This is a genomic window from Pararhizobium sp. (genome assembly GCF_035497515.1).
Taxonomy (GTDB): Bacteria; Pseudomonadota; Alphaproteobacteria; order Rhizobiales; family Rhizobiaceae; genus Pararhizobium.
In genome coordinates, this window is record NZ_DATJDJ010000226.1 from 26400 (window position 1) to 43925 (window position 17526).

At 59.0% G+C, this 17526-nt stretch carries 17 protein-coding genes; 5 read left to right on the forward strand and 12 right to left on the reverse strand.

Annotated features, from left to right (window positions below; translation table 11 throughout):
- The first annotated feature begins 1 nt into the window (after position 1).
- The 5 genes from VL202_RS23725 to VL202_RS23745 all read left to right on the forward strand — a co-directional run bounded on the left by VL202_RS23725 (position 2) and on the right by VL202_RS23745 (position 4423).
- Positions 2-778: a 5-oxoprolinase subunit PxpA gene (locus VL202_RS23725; RefSeq protein ID WP_325466517.1), complete on the forward strand. Its 777-nt coding sequence runs from the start codon at positions 2-4 to the stop codon at positions 776-778.
- A gap of 184 nt (positions 779-962) precedes the next feature.
- On the forward strand, positions 963-1205 hold the full coding sequence (locus VL202_RS23730) for an acetyl-CoA carboxylase (RefSeq protein ID WP_325466518.1): 243 nt from the start codon (positions 963-965) through the stop codon (positions 1203-1205).
- The gene (locus VL202_RS23735) at positions 1202-2587 is read left to right on the forward strand and encodes an acetyl-CoA carboxylase biotin carboxylase subunit (RefSeq protein ID WP_325466519.1); all 1386 of its coding nucleotides are present in this window, start codon (positions 1202-1204) and stop codon (positions 2585-2587) included. The genes VL202_RS23730 and VL202_RS23735 overlap by 4 nt, the downstream gene beginning before the upstream one ends.
- Entirely contained in the window at positions 2587-3462 is an 876-nt protein-coding gene (locus tag VL202_RS23740) for a 5-oxoprolinase subunit B family protein (protein ID WP_325466520.1), read from the forward strand. The genes VL202_RS23735 and VL202_RS23740 overlap by 1 nt, the downstream gene beginning before the upstream one ends.
- Positions 3452-4423 (forward strand): biotin-dependent carboxyltransferase family protein, encoded by a 972-nt coding sequence (locus VL202_RS23745; protein ID WP_325466521.1) that lies wholly within the window; start codon positions 3452-3454, stop codon positions 4421-4423. Before VL202_RS23740 ends, VL202_RS23745 begins: the two co-directional genes overlap by 11 nt.
- A 455-nt stretch (positions 4424-4878) precedes the next feature.
- Here the strand turns inward: VL202_RS23745 and VL202_RS23750 are convergent, their stop codons facing one another.
- The 12 genes from VL202_RS23750 to VL202_RS23805 form a co-directional block, all read right to left on the reverse strand.
- Entirely contained in the window at positions 4879-6123 is a 1245-nt protein-coding gene (locus tag VL202_RS23750; RefSeq protein WP_325466522.1) for an NAD(P)/FAD-dependent oxidoreductase, read from the reverse strand.
- 235 nt (positions 6124-6358) lie between these two features.
- Positions 6359-7201 carry a carbon-nitrogen hydrolase family protein gene (locus tag VL202_RS23755; RefSeq protein WP_325466523.1) on the reverse strand — a complete coding sequence of 281 codons (843 nt, stop codon included), beginning with the start codon at positions 7199-7201 and terminating at the stop codon, positions 6359-6361.
- The gene (locus tag VL202_RS23760; protein WP_325466524.1) at positions 7198-7893 is read right to left on the reverse strand and encodes a DUF1028 domain-containing protein; all 696 of its coding nucleotides are present in this window, start codon (positions 7891-7893) and stop codon (positions 7198-7200) included. The genes VL202_RS23755 and VL202_RS23760 overlap by 4 nt, the downstream gene beginning before the upstream one ends.
- Positions 7893-9176 carry an FAD-binding oxidoreductase gene (locus VL202_RS23765; protein WP_325466525.1) on the reverse strand — a complete coding sequence of 428 codons (1284 nt, stop codon included), beginning with the start codon at positions 9174-9176 and terminating at the stop codon, positions 7893-7895. Before VL202_RS23765 ends, VL202_RS23760 begins: the two co-directional genes overlap by 1 nt.
- Positions 9177-9189: 13 nt before the next feature.
- On the reverse strand, positions 9190-9537 hold the full coding sequence (locus tag VL202_RS23770; protein WP_325466526.1) for a RidA family protein: 348 nt from the start codon (positions 9535-9537) through the stop codon (positions 9190-9192).
- 69 nt (positions 9538-9606) lie between these two features.
- Positions 9607-10413 carry an ABC transporter permease gene (locus VL202_RS23775; RefSeq protein WP_325466527.1) on the reverse strand — a complete coding sequence of 269 codons (807 nt, stop codon included), beginning with the start codon at positions 10411-10413 and terminating at the stop codon, positions 9607-9609.
- Positions 10413-11270 (reverse strand): ABC transporter permease, encoded by an 858-nt coding sequence (locus VL202_RS23780; RefSeq protein ID WP_325466528.1) that lies wholly within the window; start codon positions 11268-11270, stop codon positions 10413-10415. The genes VL202_RS23775 and VL202_RS23780 overlap by 1 nt, the downstream gene beginning before the upstream one ends.
- Positions 11270-12349 (reverse strand): ABC transporter ATP-binding protein, encoded by a 1080-nt coding sequence (locus tag VL202_RS23785; RefSeq protein ID WP_325466529.1) that lies wholly within the window; start codon positions 12347-12349, stop codon positions 11270-11272. Before VL202_RS23785 ends, VL202_RS23780 begins: the two co-directional genes overlap by 1 nt.
- Before the next feature lie 198 nt (positions 12350-12547).
- Entirely contained in the window at positions 12548-13207 is a 660-nt protein-coding gene (locus VL202_RS23790; protein ID WP_325466530.1) for a GntR family transcriptional regulator, read from the reverse strand.
- Between the two features lie 91 nt (positions 13208-13298).
- On the reverse strand, positions 13299-14477 hold the full coding sequence (locus VL202_RS23795; RefSeq protein WP_325466531.1) for a M20/M25/M40 family metallo-hydrolase: 1179 nt from the start codon (positions 14475-14477) through the stop codon (positions 13299-13301).
- Between the two features lie 111 nt (positions 14478-14588).
- Positions 14589-15980 carry an amidase gene (locus VL202_RS23800; protein WP_325466532.1) on the reverse strand — a complete coding sequence of 464 codons (1392 nt, stop codon included), beginning with the start codon at positions 15978-15980 and terminating at the stop codon, positions 14589-14591.
- A 147-nt stretch (positions 15981-16127) separates the two neighbouring features.
- A complete protein-coding gene (locus tag VL202_RS23805; RefSeq protein WP_325466533.1) occupies positions 16128-17297 on the reverse strand; it encodes an ABC transporter substrate-binding protein in 1170 nt (389 codons plus the stop codon).
- Between the last annotated feature and the right edge of the window lie 229 nt (positions 17298-17526).

Here is a 17526-nt window from a genome sequence, read left to right on the forward strand (position 1 = left end):
ATTGCGCGAGGTAGTCGATATCAACTGCGACATGGGCGAAGCCTTCGGCCGCTGGCACGTGGGGAACACGGATGATGCGTCCCTCATGCCGCTGATCAGTTCGGCCAATATTGCGGCGGGCTTTCATGCCGGCGATCCGAACCTGATGGATCACACCGTTTGGCTCGCCACTCAGCACGGCGTGGGCATCGGCGCCCATCCGGGCTACAACGACCTGCAGGGATTTGGCCGGCGCAAGATTGGCGGAACGGCCAAGGAACTCGTCAACGACATCATATACCAGGTCGGCGCGATCCGCGAGTTCGCCCACCGTCACAGCGCCCGTCTTCAGCACGTGAAGCCCCATGGCGCGCTCTACATGGAACTGGCCGTCAATTCGGAACTCTCGCAGATGTTCGTGCAGTACATGCGCACCGTCGAGCCGAATGCCTTCATCTTCTGCATGGGCGGCTCCGCCACCTGGCGCGCGGCGAAGGAAGCTGGCCACCCAGTCGTTCGCGAATTCTATGCCGACCGCGACTATGACGACAGCGGCTCCATCGTGTTTACGCGCGATGCCGGCCGGCCGGACCCGGCCGCCATTGCCCGCAAGGTCGTGCGCGCCTGCAAGGAAGGCAAGGTCAAGACCATCAAAGGAAATGACATCGACATCGATTTCGAATCCATCTGCTTCCATTCCGATACGCTCGGCGCGCTCGACATTGTTCGCCAGATGCGCGAGGCGCTCATCGCCGAAGGCATTCGTATAACGTCGGCCTCAGACGTCGCCGGACCCTAGGAAGGCTCGCAAGAGTTCGCAGCGATTTTACGCTCGGAATTTCGTAAAAACAACGACATAGAGCGTTTTCTCAATTCGAGAAAAGCGGAAATGCTCTAAGGAACGAATCGCACGATACAAACAGACAGGAGCTTTCCGCCGCTTGGAACAAAGCGGAGGCTCGACCATTCAAGCGGAGAGAGACATGAGCAAGATTGAGATCAGATCCCCCCTGCCGGGCACCTTCTATCGGTCGTCGTCGCCGGATGTGCCGCCATTCAAGGTGGATGGTGACAGCGTAGCCAGCGGCGATGCGATCGGGCTCATCGAGGTCATGAAGACGTTCCAGGAAGTGCCGGCCGGCATCGAGGGCAAGAACATCACCTTCCTCGTCGACAATGAAGAGCCGGTCATGGCCGGCCAGGTCATCGCCGAGGTGGAGGCATGACGATCCGCTCGCTCCTCGTTGCCAACCGCGGCGAGATCGCGGTGCGCATCATCAAGGCGGCGAAGGCGCTCGGCATTCGCACCGTGCAGGTCCATAGCGCTGCCGATGCCGACATGCTGGCGGTCAAGCTTGCCGACGAAGCCGTCGATATCGGCTCGCCGGCACCGAAGAAATCCTATCTCAACATCGAGGCGGTGGTGAACGCCGCCAAGGCGGCCGGCGTCGATGCGGTTCATCCGGGCTACGGCTTCCTGTCGGAAAACGCCGATTTCGCCGATGCGGTGGAGGCCGCGGGCCTGATCTTTATCGGCCCGAAAGGCGACGCGATCCGCCTGCTCGGCGACAAGGTCGCGGCCCGAGACGTTGCTGCCAAGGCGGGTGTTCCGACCGTGCCAGGCAGTGCCGGACGCCTTTCAACGATCGAGGAAGCAAGGGCCGTGGCGGCCAAAACCGGCTTTCCGATCATGATCAAGGCGGCAGCAGGCGGCGGCGGTCGCGGTATCCGCATCGCCGCCGATCTTGCCGAACTGGAACGCCATTTCCCGCAGGCCTCTGGCGAAGCGCTCGCCTCCTTCGGCGATGGTGGCCTCTATCTGGAAAAGGTCATCACCAAGGCGCGCCATGTCGAGGTGCAGATCCTCGGCGACGGCAAGAACTTCATCCATTGTTTCGAGCGGGAATGTTCCCTTCAGCGCCGCCGCCAGAAGGTCTGGGAGGAGGCGCCATCCTTCCGGCTGCCCGCCGATGTGCGCACCCGGCTTTGCGATAGCGCCGTGGCGCTTGCCCGCGAGGTCGGCTACAGCGGCGCCGGCACTGTCGAATACCTCTATGACGAGGTGACGAAGGAATTCTACTTCATCGAGGTGAACACCCGCATCCAGGTCGAACATCCGGTGACCGAGATGATCACCGGCATCGACCTCGTCGAGGAAATGATCCGCATCGCCGGCGGTGCGCCGCTGTCGATCCGCCAGGAGGATGTGCAGGCCGAAGGTCATGCCATCGAATGCCGCATCAATGCGGAAGACCCGGCCAAGGGTTTTCTGCCGGCGCCGGGCACCATCACCAAACTCGTCGTGCCGGAGGGCGAGGGCATTCGCTTCGATACGATGCTCTACGAAGGCTATACGATCCCGCCGTTCTACGACTCGCTCGTCGGCAAGTTGATCGTCTGGGCTGAGACCCGCGATGCCTGCCTCGAACGGCTCAAGGGCGCGCTCGAAGGCCTGACGATCGAGGGCATCAAGACGACGGTGCCGCTGCATCTGGAGCTTGCCTCGGATGACAGCGTCAAACGCGGTGCCTTCGACACCCGCTTCCTCGAAACATGGCTTGAAACCGAATTCGCCGCGAAAGCCGGCGCGACTGCGGAGGTTGCCTGATGGGCATCAGATACACATTCGGGGGTGACGAGCACCTCTTCGTCGAATGCAGCGAGGAGATGTCGCTCGAAGCTTTCTTCAAGAGCCTCTCCATGGCCAAGGGGGTGCGCGAAAGCGGCATCAAAGGCATCACGGAAATCTGCCCGGCCAATGCTTCTTTCCAGATCAAGTTCAACCCGGACATCATCCATCCCGATGATATCCTGAAGGAAGTGAAGTCGATCGAGGGTGCGGCCGCCAAGGCGGAACCTGTCATCAAGACCCGCATCGTCGAAATCCCGGTCTTCTACAACGACCCCTGGACGCACGAGACGCTGATGCGCTTTCGCGAGCGCCATCAGGACCCGACGGGCACCGATCTCGACTACGCCGCCCGCATCAACGACTTCGGCTCGGTCGATGATTTCGTCACGGCCCATTCCGGCTCGCCGTGGTTCGTCTCCATGGTCGGCTTCGTCGCCGGCCTTCCCTTCATGTACCAGATGGTCGAGCGTCAGCGGCAGATCCAGGTGCCGAAGTACCTGCGTCCCCGCACGGACACGCCAAAACTCACGGTCGGCCACGGCGGCTGCTTCGGCTGCATCTATTCGGTGCGTGGTGCCGGCGGTTATCAGATGTTTGGCATCACGCCGATGCCGATCTTTGACCCAACCCAGACGACCAGTTATCTCCGCGATTTCATGGTGTTCTTCCGCCCCGGCGACATCGTGAAGTTCAAGCCGATCGACCGCGATGCCTATGATCAGGCGGTCGAGGATGTCGACAAGGGCCGCTTCGCGCCCCCGATCCGCGAGGTCAGCTTCGACCTCCGGGAATTCCAGAAGGATATCGACGGCACCAATGCCAAGCTGGAGGGCATGCTCAATGGCCATTAAGGTTCTCCACCACGGTCTCGCGACCACCGTCCAGGATCTCGGCCGCCCCGGCTATTTCCACCTCGGCATTCCCGTCGGCGGCGCGATGGATCGCTATGCGATGCGCGCGGCAAACCTGCTCGTCGGCAATGACGAGGGTGCGGCTGGCCTCGAAGCCGTCTTCATCGGCCCGAAGCTCGAATTCACCGAGGACGCACTCGTCGCCATTACCGGCGCAGAGATGCCGGCCAAGATCGATGGCGTGGTGCAACCGGGCTGGACCGCCATCAAGGTGAAGGCCGGCCAGACGCTGACCTTCGACTTCCTGAAGTCCGGCGCCCGCATCTGCATCGCCGTCTCCGGCGGCATCGACGTGCCGGAAGCACTCGGCAGCCGCTCGACCTATCCGATCGGTGCGCTTGGCGGCTTCAAGGGCCGGCCGATCGCTGCGGGTGACGAATTGCCGGTCGGCGAGGGAAGCCTTGCCAACGAGGGCAAGACGGTTGCCGAAGAGTTGCGCCGCAAGTCTGGCATGCCGGCGGAGCTACGCGTGTTGCCCGGCCTCTATTGGCACCGCGTCACCGAGGAATCAAAGGAAAGCTTCTTCGCCGACGAATGGAAGGTGGCGAACGAGGCGGACCGCATGGGCTATCGTTTCAAGGGCGGCCGCAAACTCGATTTCGTCGAGCGCGAACAGCCCTTCGGCGCCGGCTCCGACCCGTCGAACATCGTCGACAGCTGCTATCCTTACGGCTCGATCCAAGTGCCGGGCGGCACGGAGCCGATCATCCTGCACCGGGATGCCGTGTCAGGTGGTGGCTATTTCATGGTCGGCACCGTCATCTCCGCCGACATGGATCTCATCGGTCAACTCCAGCCGCACACGCCAACCCGCTTCGTCAGGGTGACGATGGAAGAAGCGCTGGCGGCGCGCAAAATTCAGCAGGCAACTCTTTCAAGGCTCCGCGAGGCGCTGGCCTGAGGAAGACATTTTCGGAGAGTGGCGAGCAGGAAGATGCGGCTTCCTGCCTGTTCCTCACCTGCAAGGCGGCGGAACAACCCCGAATTCGGCAATTAACTCGGGTTAGATTTCTGCTGCGTCTCGAACTTGAATGGTGACAGCACTGCCATTCATGATGTGTGGGGCGTTTCGAGTTTTTAACATCTCGATACAGTTACCGGATGCCGCTTGGGCAGAAATCAGGTCGCCCCCAGACTCGTTCCGGGCTAACGAATTCCTCCCGGTTTCGACACCATTGCTTCGGTACACGAGCTAATTCTCCGATGTTAGCCTCGTGCGGAGGACTCAGCATCGGCATCGTTTCGGGCCGCTCGCGAAATGTCGTTCGACACCATCTGGGTGATTCAGGGACTGAGAGATACGACGTTCTCTTGAGGCCAGCAACAGCAAGAGAACGTCAGGAAATAAGCAGCGTATCAGGTGCTATATTTATCGTGATACGCCTGGATCATGGCAATGTAGTCGGAGATGTACTTTGCGTCATACCAGACGCCGAACAGGAAGCTGGACCGCCGGCGCGTCTGGAATGGCAAGCCCAGGAAATAGATGCCAGGCTCCTTTGACACACCAGATTCGTGAATCGGGTTGCCGTCCTCATCAAAAATGTCCAACTCAAGCCAGCTATAGTCGCGTCTGAAGCCCGAGGCCCAGATGATTGACGTGATGCCGGCATCGGCCAGATCGACCTCGCGGATCGGGTTCTTTTCGTATTCGGTTGCCGGAAGCAGGTTGCGCGCGTCCGGATACTCGGGCAGGTCGAGCCCATTATATTCGATATACTTGTCGATCAGGTCGAGCGTATTGAGGTAGCTCTGGTTGCCTTCCCGGATGTTGCCGGGGAGGTCATCCGCGAACGTGAGCTTTCCATCGCCGTAACCTGCCGTACGGCCAACCAGAGTCGCCCCCTTTGAAGCCAGCAACCGGTAGTCGATCGGCATCTTGGTGTGCACGCCGCTGATGGCCAGAGCAATGTTTTGGACATTCTTGTCGCGATTGACCGTATCCCAGCGACCCAGAACGCCGGTCCAGTAGGCGCCTTCGCGGTCGCGGTAGTAGCGCGGCGGGCGGATGTGGCGGCCGAGCGACAGATAGACCTTGCGGCCGGCATCAACCAGTTCTTCAGCAATCTGGCCACCCGACGCGCCCGCGCCAACGACGAGTACTGCGCCTTCGGGCAGTTGGCTCGGGTTCTTGTAGGCAACCGAATGCATCTGCACAACGCCGGCCGTTTTGGGAACAATCTCGGGGGTAACCGGAACCTGGAACGGGCCGGTCGCTGCAATCACGTTGATGGCCTCGTAATCGCCCGCCGTGGTGGAGACCAGAAAGCCCTGCTTCCTGGGCAGCTTCTTGACAGACAGCACAGTGACCCCAGTGCGAACCGGTGCGGCGATCTTCTCGGCAACGGCGGCGAGATAGTCGACGAGCTTCTCCTTGGGCGTGAAGACATCTTGCTCAATATCGGCAATCGGCATGGTCGGGAGCCTGTCGTGCCATGCCGGACCGTTGGCGCGCAGCGAGTCCCAGCGCTGCGAACGCCAGTTTTCGGCAACCCTCCCCTTCTCGAGAACGACGTGGCTGATATCGGCTTTGCTCAGGTGCTCGCTCATCGATAGGCCAGCCTGGCCCGCACCAACGACTACCGTATTAACCTTTTCCATTATCTCTCAAACCTTTCTTAGGGGTTCACCCCCTAACCGTGATGTCAGTCGCCTGGAAAAAAGCGCGCAAAGACCCGCTCTCCCGCCGCCCTGCTCAATAAGCGCGACAGTTAAAACCAAGTTATTTCTAGTAGAATCTCAGATCATTTCAGTTTCTTCGGGGAAGAGTTGAGCTGAAATGGCGTTTGTTATCGCGATTCGCGCCAGATACTGGATACACCTTTCTGGAATTACTCTAAAAAGCAGTGGCAGGATCGCCCGTGAGGCGACGCTGCTTCATGACCGGCATGGTTTTGCGAATTGAGTGGAGGTTCTCCATATCCATTCCGGCTGAAATGATCTCGGCGCCTTGCCCGGCGCGCGCCAAGACCCTTCCCCAGGCGTCGACGATGATGGAATGGCCGTAGCAGCCCTTTTCCTGACCATCGACAACCACGCTGCCGCCAAGGCCGCAGGCAATGAAATGGCACTGAGTTTCAGCGGCGCGCGCACGCGCCAAAAGCTCCCAGTGCGCCTCACCGGTGACCATGGTGTAGGCAGCCGGCAGCGTGATGACCGCGGCGCCTTTAAGTCGCAGCGCACGGAAGAGTTCGGGGAACCGGACGTCAAAGCAGATAGCCGTGCCGAAGGTTACGCCATCGAACTCCCAGGTGACAATCTCCTCGCCAGGCTTGATATAGTCGGATTCACGAAAGGCGCCGCTGCCCAGGTCGCCCATGTCAAACAGATGAATCTTACGGTATTCGGCGATCTCCTGGCCCTGACGGTCAAAGACCACCGAGACGTTTTCGACGCGCTCTTCGCCGGGAACCTTGGCAAGGATCGTGCCTCCCTGCAGCCCGACATTGTGGCGCTTGGCAAAGGCCCGCGCCATCTGAAAGGCGGGCGTTTCGCGCAGAGGCTGGGCAAGCGCGACCGAGCGCTTCTGGTCGAGACCGTAATAGCTGAAGTATTCCGGGAGAACGAGAAAATCTGGCCGCTCCGCCATCTGCATTGCCGTTTCCATCGCCGCTTGCGCGGCGGGCACAGTGATGTCCGGCGACAACCCCATCAGCGTTTGAACTGCTGCGATCCTCATTGCCTCTCCTCCTCGGATGACAGAATTTCCAGTGAGTTGGTTGCGCGTCCGCCAACATCCGGATTCAGAACGCGCTCTACGAATGTGGCCAATTGCGGCTCATAGTCTTCCCAGAGGCGCCGCAACTCGCCCAATGGCTCCGCACAGCGATCAACGCGAAGATCAACCGAACAGAAATCCGGGTATTCGGCGATTTTGAGCGCGGCAGAGCACAAGGGGAAGATCTCTCCGCCCGCTTCGAGCGCAGCATCAAGCGCTGCCAGCAACCTCTCGGCGAGCGGCCTGCCACTTGTTTCGAGTACTGCCGCAACCATTGCCACCGGAATCCGGTCATTCCTCAGGATGTTGCCGACGGCAACGGTGCCCATAGCAGATGCGTTCGCATAGATCGGCTCCTGATTGGAGCCCTGCCGCAAGGCTGTCGCCCCATTTCGATCGACGATGGCAAGCTCGCGCCATTCAATACCGGGCGTGGTTGCAATCTTGTCGAGTGTTTCCTGCGCGGAAAGCCCGCTGCGCAGGTAGCGCAGCGCCAACGGGCCCAGACGTGGGTCGGTACGGTGCTGAGTAATGACTGCTCCGGCGTCGTGATTGACGAACAGACAACGTGCGCCCATGGCCATAGAGGAGGCTGCGCCGGCAATTCCGAATTGTCCTGTTTGCGGGCAGCGAAGTGCTATGGAGAAAGTCATCAGTTCAGCCTCAACATGGCTCTGGCGGGAGAAAACGGTGAGAGATCAACAATCGGTTTCTCGCCCGTCATGAGTTCGGACACGCATTTGCCCGTGATGCCGCCGAGCGTCAGGCCCAGATGGCCGTGACCGCAGGCATAGATGATGCGTGGGTCCTTGGGCGACGGGCCGATGAAGGGAAGGCTGTCCGGCGTCGAGGGACGGAAGCCCATCCAGGTATCCTGACGCGCGCCCAGTGCGGGCACCATCTGCCTGGCCTTCTTTTCAAGCACATCAAGACGCGACTGGCGCGCAGGCTTGTCGAGCCCGCCCAGGTCCACCGTGCCCGCCGCGCGAATCTGATGCGACAGCGGAGTGAGGAAGAACCCGTCCGAGGGATACATGACCGGGTGCGTCAGCAGCGGCTCATCATGCGCGAAAGCGACGTGGTAACCGCGCTCGGTATTCATGTTGAGGCGATCGCCAACCTGCCTTGACAGGCTGCGCGACCAGGCGCCGGCCGAAATGACGAGGCGGTCAGCCGAGATGAACTGGCCGCCCGCATGGACGCGCACGCCATCGGACCCGCTTTCGATCCGCTCGGCCCTGGCCGTAACGAAACGGCCGCCGCGCTTCTGGATTGCCTCGGCAAGGCCCCGGCAATATGCCTCGGGACTGTCGATGACAAAGCAGCCGGGGAAAATCGTACCGCCAATATAGCCCGGTGCGAGATTTGGCTCCATGGCAGCTATTTCTTCACGCGACAGGTACTGTGCTTCGATACCCTCAACGCGTCGACGCTCATTGGACTTCTTGGCGCTCTGGGCTTCCTCCTCAGTGCGATAAAGGTGAACGGACCCCTTGCCGCGGCCAAGCTGAATGCCACCGACTTCTTCCATCAACGGCGCATGGCCCTCTTCCAGCACGCGCATCAGCGAGCCGAGCGCCGAGATGGTCCCGTTCTGCCGGCGGCGTAGTGAAGCCGTAAGGAAGGCCGCGATCCACGGGGCGAGATCGAGAAGATCATGCCAATAGAGCGTCAGCGGCCCATCGCGACGCAACACCATTCCCGGAACCTTCCAGAGAATACCCGGAGCAGCAGTGGGAAAAATTCCCGACGGCGCAACCGTTGCCGCATTGCCAAAGGAGGCAGCATTGCGGAACGACACGCCCGGCAAGGGTGGTGTAGGGTCGATGACGACCACATCGAACCCCTTCTTTTGCAGCCATAGCGCCGTGGAAAGGCCCACCACGCCGGCGCCAATCACTGCAACGGAAAGCTTGCCGCTGTTGTTGGTCTGCATTGAAGGCAGTCCCTCAGATTGCTGCGGTTACGATGATCTCGACATCGTAACCCTGGGCTGCGGGCTGCACGACACCGGCGGCGCGTGACGGCTGATTTTCCGGATCGACCCACTCTTCCCAGACTTCGTTCATGGCTTCGAAATGCTTCTGGTCGGAAATCCAGACCGTGGCGCGCAGAATCTTCGACTTGTCGGTTCCTGCTTCCTTCAGCCAGCGGTCAACCTTTTGCAGGATAACGCGGGTCTGGTCCTGGATGGACTCGCCCTGATTGCCGCACATGCCCGCCACATAGGCGATGCCGTTATGGACGGAGACCATCGAGGTGCGTTTCAGTCGTTCAATGCGAGCTATATCAGCCATGTTATTTCACCATTTTTCCGGCCGCCTAGGGCCATTTTATTTAAAGAACTTGCCTGGGAAGTCCTGGGCCTAGAGCCTCAGGCTCTTCTGGAAACCCATGAGTTTTTCAAGGAGCGCGACCGCAATCACCGAGAGCACAACCAGTGCCGTAGCCATGGCTGCAACCGTCGGATCGTCGAAATCCTTGATGTACTGATACGCCGCGACTGGCAGCACCTTCGTGCTGTCGTTGGTGAGGAACACAGCGATCGAAAAGTTGTCGAGTGACTCGACGAAGATGAACACCGACGCGGCGAGGATGCCCGACTTCAACTGCGGAAGTACAATGACAAAGAAGGTGCGGAACGGTCCCGCGCCAAGGTTGCGTGCCGCCTCTTCGATCCGCGGATCAAGACCAAGCAGATTGGCTGCAAGCGCACGGATGGCAAAAGGCAGTGCGAAGACCAGCATGCCGAGACAGAGCGCAAACAGACCAATACGGACCCCACCCGCTGAAAGCAGCGAGAGCAGGGATATACCCGTCACGACGCCGGGAATAATCAGCGGCGAGAGGATGACCTGCTGGATCAGCCCCTTGCCCTTGAATTCGGCCCGCACCAGCGCGTAGCTGGCTGGAATACCGATCAATAGGCTGAGCGGTGTTACAATCAGGGCCATCGTGAACGAGTTCTTCGCAGCATCCATGAACATGGGGGAAGTGTAAAAGTTCTTGTGCCATTCGAGGGAGAACCCGGTGGGCGGCCACTGGAAATAGCGCGTTGGGCTGAACGAATGGAGCACGACAAACACCACCGGCAACAACAGGAAGATGACCGCGATCGTTGCCAGGGTACTGGCGACGATGCCGTACTTCGCTTCGAGATCACGCCTCAACATCACGAAACCGCCTTCTTGATTTTCTTGGCAACGAAGTTGATCAGCCAGATCGAAACGAACGCGCTGATCAGGAATACGACGGCGGTAGCAGCGGCATACGGGACGTCATATTCGGTGAACATGCGGTCAAAGATCTGATTGGCGATCATCCGTACTTTTCCTCCGCCCAGGACCAGCGGGAAGAGGAATGAGGCAAGCGCAATTGAATAGACGAGTACTAGCGTGACCATGAGCCCCGGCAACAGGATCGGCATCGTAATGCGCCAGAATGTCGTCGTGCGGCTGGCGCCAAGGCTGCGAGCTGCTTCCTCGACCGAAACGTTGAGGTTCTGGACCACGCCGATGAGGGTAAAGACGGCGAAGGGCAGCAGGTAATGGGTGATTGCGATGCCAACGCCGGACCAGCTGTAGAGGAACCGGATCGGCCTATCGATGATGCCTAGCTCAACCAGGCTGAGGTTGATCAGGCCCTTGTTTCCCAGAATGATAAGCCAGGAATATGCTCGCGTCACGCCACCTGACAGAAAGGTGACGGCGATGGCGAGCATAATCAAGGTGCCGATCCACGGTCGCTTGGAACGCACGATGGCCATCGCCATCGGAATGGAAATGGCAACTGTAACCACCGAGATCACAAAGGAAGCCCCAAGCGTGCCTATGAGCACCGACTGGTTTGCCCCGGTGAACAATACACGCCGATAATTTTCGAGCGTGAACTCCCCGACGAACTGCGATCCCGGAGGGCCCTTTACAAAAAAGCTCGAGAGACCGAAGTAGCTGTATGCGGCAACGATAAAGAGCCCGATGATCAGCGCGGGCGCAATCAGATACTTGGTGCGATCGTTGGTGGCCTCCATCACGCCCTCAACACAATTGTCTGGGCCGGATCGAGGATCAGCTTGACCGGCTGCCCGACGGCGTATCTGTCACGGTTGTTATTGCGCGGAGCATTGGCCTCAATCAGGAGGCCGTCGACCTCAATACGATAGACGACCCGCTCGCCAAGTTCGTGCAGGTTCTTGACGGTTCCCGCGATCCCTTCCCGCTGATCATCAGCGCCGACAACCTTGATGTGAGAAGGACGAATCGAAACCTTGCAATCCGCGCCCCTGGATTGGCCTTCGGCAGACTTGACAACAATGTGCTGTCCACCCAGCGACAGTGTTGCCTCTGTGCCTTCAGTGGCGACAATCGTTGCATGAAAGATATTGGGCACGCCGAGGAATCGAGCGACGAATTCGCTCTTGGGCCGATCATAGAGCTCGATCGGAGAATCAAGCTGCTCAATGCGGCCCTGGTTCATAACGGCGATATAGTCAGAGAGGTAGAGAGCTTCTTCCTGATCGTGCGTCACAAGGATGGATGTAATGCCCAGCTTCTGCTGGAGCTCGCGCAGCTCAAACTGCAGCCCTTCGCGAAGGTGCCGGTCGAGCGCGCCAAGCGGCTCATCGAGAAGCAAGAGCTTGGGCTTGATGACCACGGCACGCGCAAGGGCGACGCGCTGCTGCTGGCCGCCGGACAATTGGCTGGGATAGCGGTCGGCAAGGTGCGTGAGCTGGACCATCGCGAGCGCTTCGCGCACGCGGGTCGCCTGCTCGTTCTTTGATACGCCACGCATCTTGAGGCCAAACGCAATGTTCGACTCAACGGTCATATGCGGGAACAGGGCATAGTTCTGGAAAACCATGCCGATGTCGCGAAAGTTCGGCTCGACCCTGCCGATGTCCTTGCCATCGACGAGGATCTCACCGGATGTCACGTTGAGAAAGCCCGCGATCATTCGGAGAACGGTAGTCTTGCCGCAACCGGATGGCCCAAGAAGGGTCAAGAGCGATCCGCTCGGCACGTCCAGATCGAGGTCGCGTACAGCATCGTACGAGCCGTACCGCTTGGTCAAGTTCCTGAGTTGCAAAGTACTGCTCTGCAGATGTTTCATGGTCGCCATTCCGTCAGAGAAGAATTGAGGGTGTGTTCGCGCGACCGGCCGCCCGAATATTCGCCTGAATTTGAATTTAGGGACTGTTGACGAGCTACGATGTCGTAGCTTGGCTCACCGGACCGCTTGAATCCGGGTCCGACAGAATGTGCTACCGATGGCACATTCTGTCGCGGGATACGCACTGTACTTCATTTTTTATCCCATTGGTTGGTTAAAACCGCGGATCAGGTGAGCTCTCATCAATTGCTCGGCTTCCTCCGCATCCCGCGCTTTGATTGCCTCGAGAAGCTTGACATGATCCTGGATCACTTCCTGCGACTGCGCCCGACTGAGGGCGGCGAGATTCGCCTCACTCATGAAAAAGCCGGCGTAGTTGTCTATCGCGGACTGGAGTTCGGGAACGCCGCATGCGTTGTAGATCCTCCCGTGAAATACATTGTTGTTGCGCACGCGCTCGGTACGCGCCTCCTCCGGCAGCGTTAGCGCCAACTTTATCGACGCCTCAAGAACCTTGAAGTCTTCCTCGTTGAGGTGGGGCACCGCGAGCCTCGTCGCGTAACCCTCAAGCGCAATCCTGATTGCGCGGATACCCTTCAGGGCGGACTTCACATCCGCGACAACGACACCAGAAGACGTCCGCACAAGGAGCCTGTTGGAGATAAGCCGCGTAAAGGCTTCGCGCAGGGGCGTGCGGCTGACTCCGAGCCGCTGGGCGACCTCAACTTCGCGCAGACGCTGCCCCGCCTCGATCTTCCCATCCAGAATAAGCGACCGCAACAGTTCATAGACAGCATCGGCAGAGCTTACCGCAGCCAGCCGGCCTCCAACCAGATCGTCAATTCCATCGGCATCCATGATATCTCGCTTCCATATATTCACTGACATGCCTTTGTTTTATGCCGCGATCAAAAGCTCACTGCCAGTCCCCGGACAACGAGTTTGCACGTTATCCCTTGTCCCGGAGCTTGCCGTTCTTGGAGAGATCAGCGATCAGCGTCGAAAACACCGCGCCCCGCGCCACGAGACTGTCAACGACAATCGTTTCATCGCGCGAGCAGATGTCATTGCAGATCGGACCAAGGCCGTCGATCGTGGGTACACCGGCCGCGCCGCAGAAGCTTGCGTCGGAGCCGCCCGAGATATTGGTGAGCTCAAAGCAGGGCGCGCCGATATTCTCGGAAGCCTTGGCAACGATCTCGTAAAGCGCCTTGGTCTCGGGCGTCCGGGCCCAGGCAGGCCGCGTCCAGCCGCCAGACAGAACCACCCGAACCCGGTCGGTCGAAACCCCGGCAATCAGACGCTCCACTTCCTTTTGCAGCTTCTCAGCCTCCTCCGGCGTTCGAGCGCGCATATCAACGTGGAGCTTAGCGTGGCCCGGAATGACCTGCCGGGCATCGCCACCCTGAAACACGCCGACGTTGACGATGGTACCATTTTCGAGATTCGTAAGTGCCTCGATCTGAGGCACGAGGATGGCAAGAGGACGAACCGCGGAAGCGCCCTTGAGATAGTTGGCTGCCGCATGCGCGGTCTGCCCGGTCGCCTCAATAAAGAAGGCACCAACGGCACCGCGAGAGGTAAAATAACCACCGCCGGGACGACCAGGCTCAAGGGTCAGTACCCAATCGGAGGTCTTTGCGTGCGCTTCGATCCAGTCGCGCGAGAGCGGGCTCCCGAGCTCTTCATCGCTGACGACAAGGAACTTGATCTCTTCAAACTCGGCAAGGCGCGCCTTGGAAGCAACCTCAATGGCATTGAGGGCCAACACAAGCCCGCCTCGCATGTCACCAACGCCGGGGCCGGTCGCAAGCTCGGCCTTGATCTCGAAGGGCCAGTTCTCGAGAGTACCGCGCGGCCAAACGGTATCGGCATGGCCGAGGATCATCAAGCGGCCCTTGCCATCACCCTTTCGTACTGCCAGCAGGCGATCTCCGCGCTCGGGTACCTGCTCATAGTTCAGCTCAAAGCCAAGCGCCTGCAACCGTTCGCCAATCCAGCGCGATGTACGGGTCACGCCTTCGATATCATAGGAGCCCGCCTCAATGGCGACGAGCTCGGCAATGTCTGCGAGCATTGCATCAAGACGATCCGCAAAAACGCTGCGAAACTCATTAGCCAGATCCACGATAGCCTCCATATTTGTATACATGGATACAAGCATACTTATTAGAGCAGCGCAACAAAAAAACTTTCGCGCCCTCGCTTGATAACAAGTGCTATTTTCTGGACCTGCGGACTACTCCAGCACGCTCCCGCTTTCTCCGTTCAGAAGCGAGAGCGGATGGAGGCCGTTTGACTGCAAGCTGCTGCCCAGTTCCAGCAACGCGAAGTCAGCGTGCATCGGGCCCATGACCTGCATGCCGATGGGGCAACCGCGGGAATCTCGACTTGCAGAAAAGGCAAGAGCCGGCAGGCCGGTAAGATTGGCAGCCGAAGTGTATTCCAATGGATTGCCAACGCTCCTGTTTGGTGCGCCAAGCGCATTATCAAGCGGGGGCGGAATGGCTGCATGAACCGGCAGGGCCAGCCAGTCGATCTCTTCGAACAGCTTTTCCCACAGGATGGTGATCTCTGCCTGCCGCTTCAGGGCGTCAGCATAGTCGTCAGCCGACACGCTCAATCCCTTTTGGATCAATGTAGCGAGCGCCTGACCATAGTCCTCACTTTTTGCGGGATAGGTGGCTGCGTGGCCGAGCGCCGTCTCCCTAGCGCAGATCCGGTCCCACGTTTCGTGCAGATAGGGGATATCAGGCAGGTCGCAGGCAATAAGATCGAGGCCGATACGCTCGGCTGTATCAAGCAGGCGGCGATAAGTTGCCGCAATCTCGGGGTCGAGCCCATCATTGAGCAGGATCGGAAGGTAGCCGAAGCGGTGCATTTTTTCTTGGGCCGGTTGCGTATTGTCGTGGCCAGTCATCGCTTTCAGCAGCAAAGCGCAGCCTTCAGCATTGGATGCCATTGGACCTACATGGTCGAGACTGGGGGCCATGGCGCAAATGCCATCGGTACTGACAAGACCGCGGCTGGGCTTAAGCCCTGTTATTCCGCAATAGGCTGAAGGGAAGCGGATTGACCCGCCAGTGTCGCTGCCCACGGCTGCGGCTGCGAGGCCGGCAGCGACCGCAACACCCGAGCCCGATGAGGATGAACCAACGCGAAACGATTGGCCCCAGGGGTTTACAGGAACTGACATTTTCGGATGGTGGGTGGAACAAGCGCCCTCGGCCATGGCCAATTTGCCAAGAATAACCGCGCCAGCCCCCAGAAGATTGCCGACGACGGCTCCATTGCGACCGGTATTGCGATTGCGATAAATCGCCATGCCGTTGGAGGTTGGCGCGAAATCAGATTCGCATAAATCCTTGAGCGCAACGGGTACGCCGTGCAGGACCCCAAGGGGCCGGCCCTCATCCCATGCCCGGTCGGCTGCGTCTGCTTGCGCAAGCGCTGTTTCAGCAGTGACTGTGATGTAGGCCTGAAGCGACGGGTTCAACCGCGCGATCCGCTCCAGATAATGCTGTGTAAGGGCGACCGATCTGACCTTACCCGTTGCGACCGCTTTTGCGATCTGAGCCAGCGGTTGGGCAATGAGCTCGGGAAGTGTGAGGACGGCGATCGGGGTGGGCAAGGTCGTGGGCTCCCAAGGGGTCGGCCAGCCAGGCGACACAGACGGGCTGGTGCCCACTGCTTTGATTTGAAGCTTTATCGGAAAGAAGATCAGGTGGCTTTCACCACCTGATCTATCTCTATTCCGCAGGGCGGCGGTATGTGGGGGTTAGCGGGTCGCGATTTCATCGAAGCGGACAGACCAGTCGCTGATGTTTTTCAAAACGACAGCGCCATCCATCACGATTCCGTCGCCCTCAGCTGGCAGGGTCGCTGCGAGTTCTGGCGGCAGCTTTGCGTTCCGGTTGACCGGAGCCATGTTCACCCTAGCCAGCATCTCTTCCTGTGCATTCTTCGAGATGATGAAGTCGATAAACATAGCTGCCTCTTCCTGATGGGATCCGTTCGTCATCATCATGACATCGAAATACATCGGGGCCGGGCGCGGAGCGATCATCTTCATGTTGAGGCCTTCGCCTGCAACCGCATTCATATGCGAGCTCTGACCGATGAGGATGCTCCCCTCCCCCTGAACGACGGACTGGCGAGCCTGGGAGTCCGAGGTGTAGTATAGCGAGACATTCTCATTGAGGCGCTTGAGAGCCTCAAATCCGGGATCGAAGTTCTCCGAGGTGCCGCCATTGATGGTGTTTGCAACCGTCAAAAGCGAGCCAGAGTAGATCGACATGGCCGGAGCAATGATCTTGCCCTTGTACTCAGGCTTCCAGAGGTCTTCCCAGGACGTCGGCGGGACATCTATAGCGTCCGCGTCATAGACGATGCCCATCGGGTAGTAATAGATGCCAACCCAATCCTCGGAAATCGCGCCCTTGATCAACTGGTCGCGGTTGCTGAGCTTATCCTGCGGGATCTTGACGAACAGCTTCCGATCCTGCGCCGCCTCGCTTGCAATGGTGTTGGTTGCAAACCAGACATCCACGGAGGGCTTGTCGCGCTCGACCTGGAGCTTGACCAGCCCCTCGCCCGAAGACGACTGGGTGACCGCATTGACCTTGATACCCTTTTCAGCCTCGAACTGCTGCGAAATGGCTTTCAGGCCGTTTTCCCACGTCGAGCCCCATATCTGAACGGTAATCTCTTTGTCTTGCGCAAATGCTGAGCTGGTTGCGAGTAAGATGCCGCATGATAGAAGCACTGACTTAATATTCATGGTAACTCCTCCTTGGATTTTGGAAATATTGTTCTCTCTACATTCAACACATATTGGGCGCGAGAAAATGCAGTCCGCGCGGGTAGGAACTGTTAATCTTCCGATAGTCGTCCAACGCCGGAATTTTGCTTTTCCGGCGTGAGAAAACCTGCCGATCATAAAATACATGTCTTGAACAACGCCGGATTGGCTCGGATCCCCACCGCTTTAGACCAGAGTTCGGCTGTGCCCAAAATCGGTGTTTAACTTCGCAGAAAGAGTCAACGGTACACCTCCCATAATGTGTGTGCTGGAATACTTGCATACAGAAATCGCAGATGCAACGGTGTTTCTGCCGAAGGTGTGGTGAAGGTCTCAGTTGGAGGTCAAGGCTTGCCGAAATCGTTCACGTGGCGCT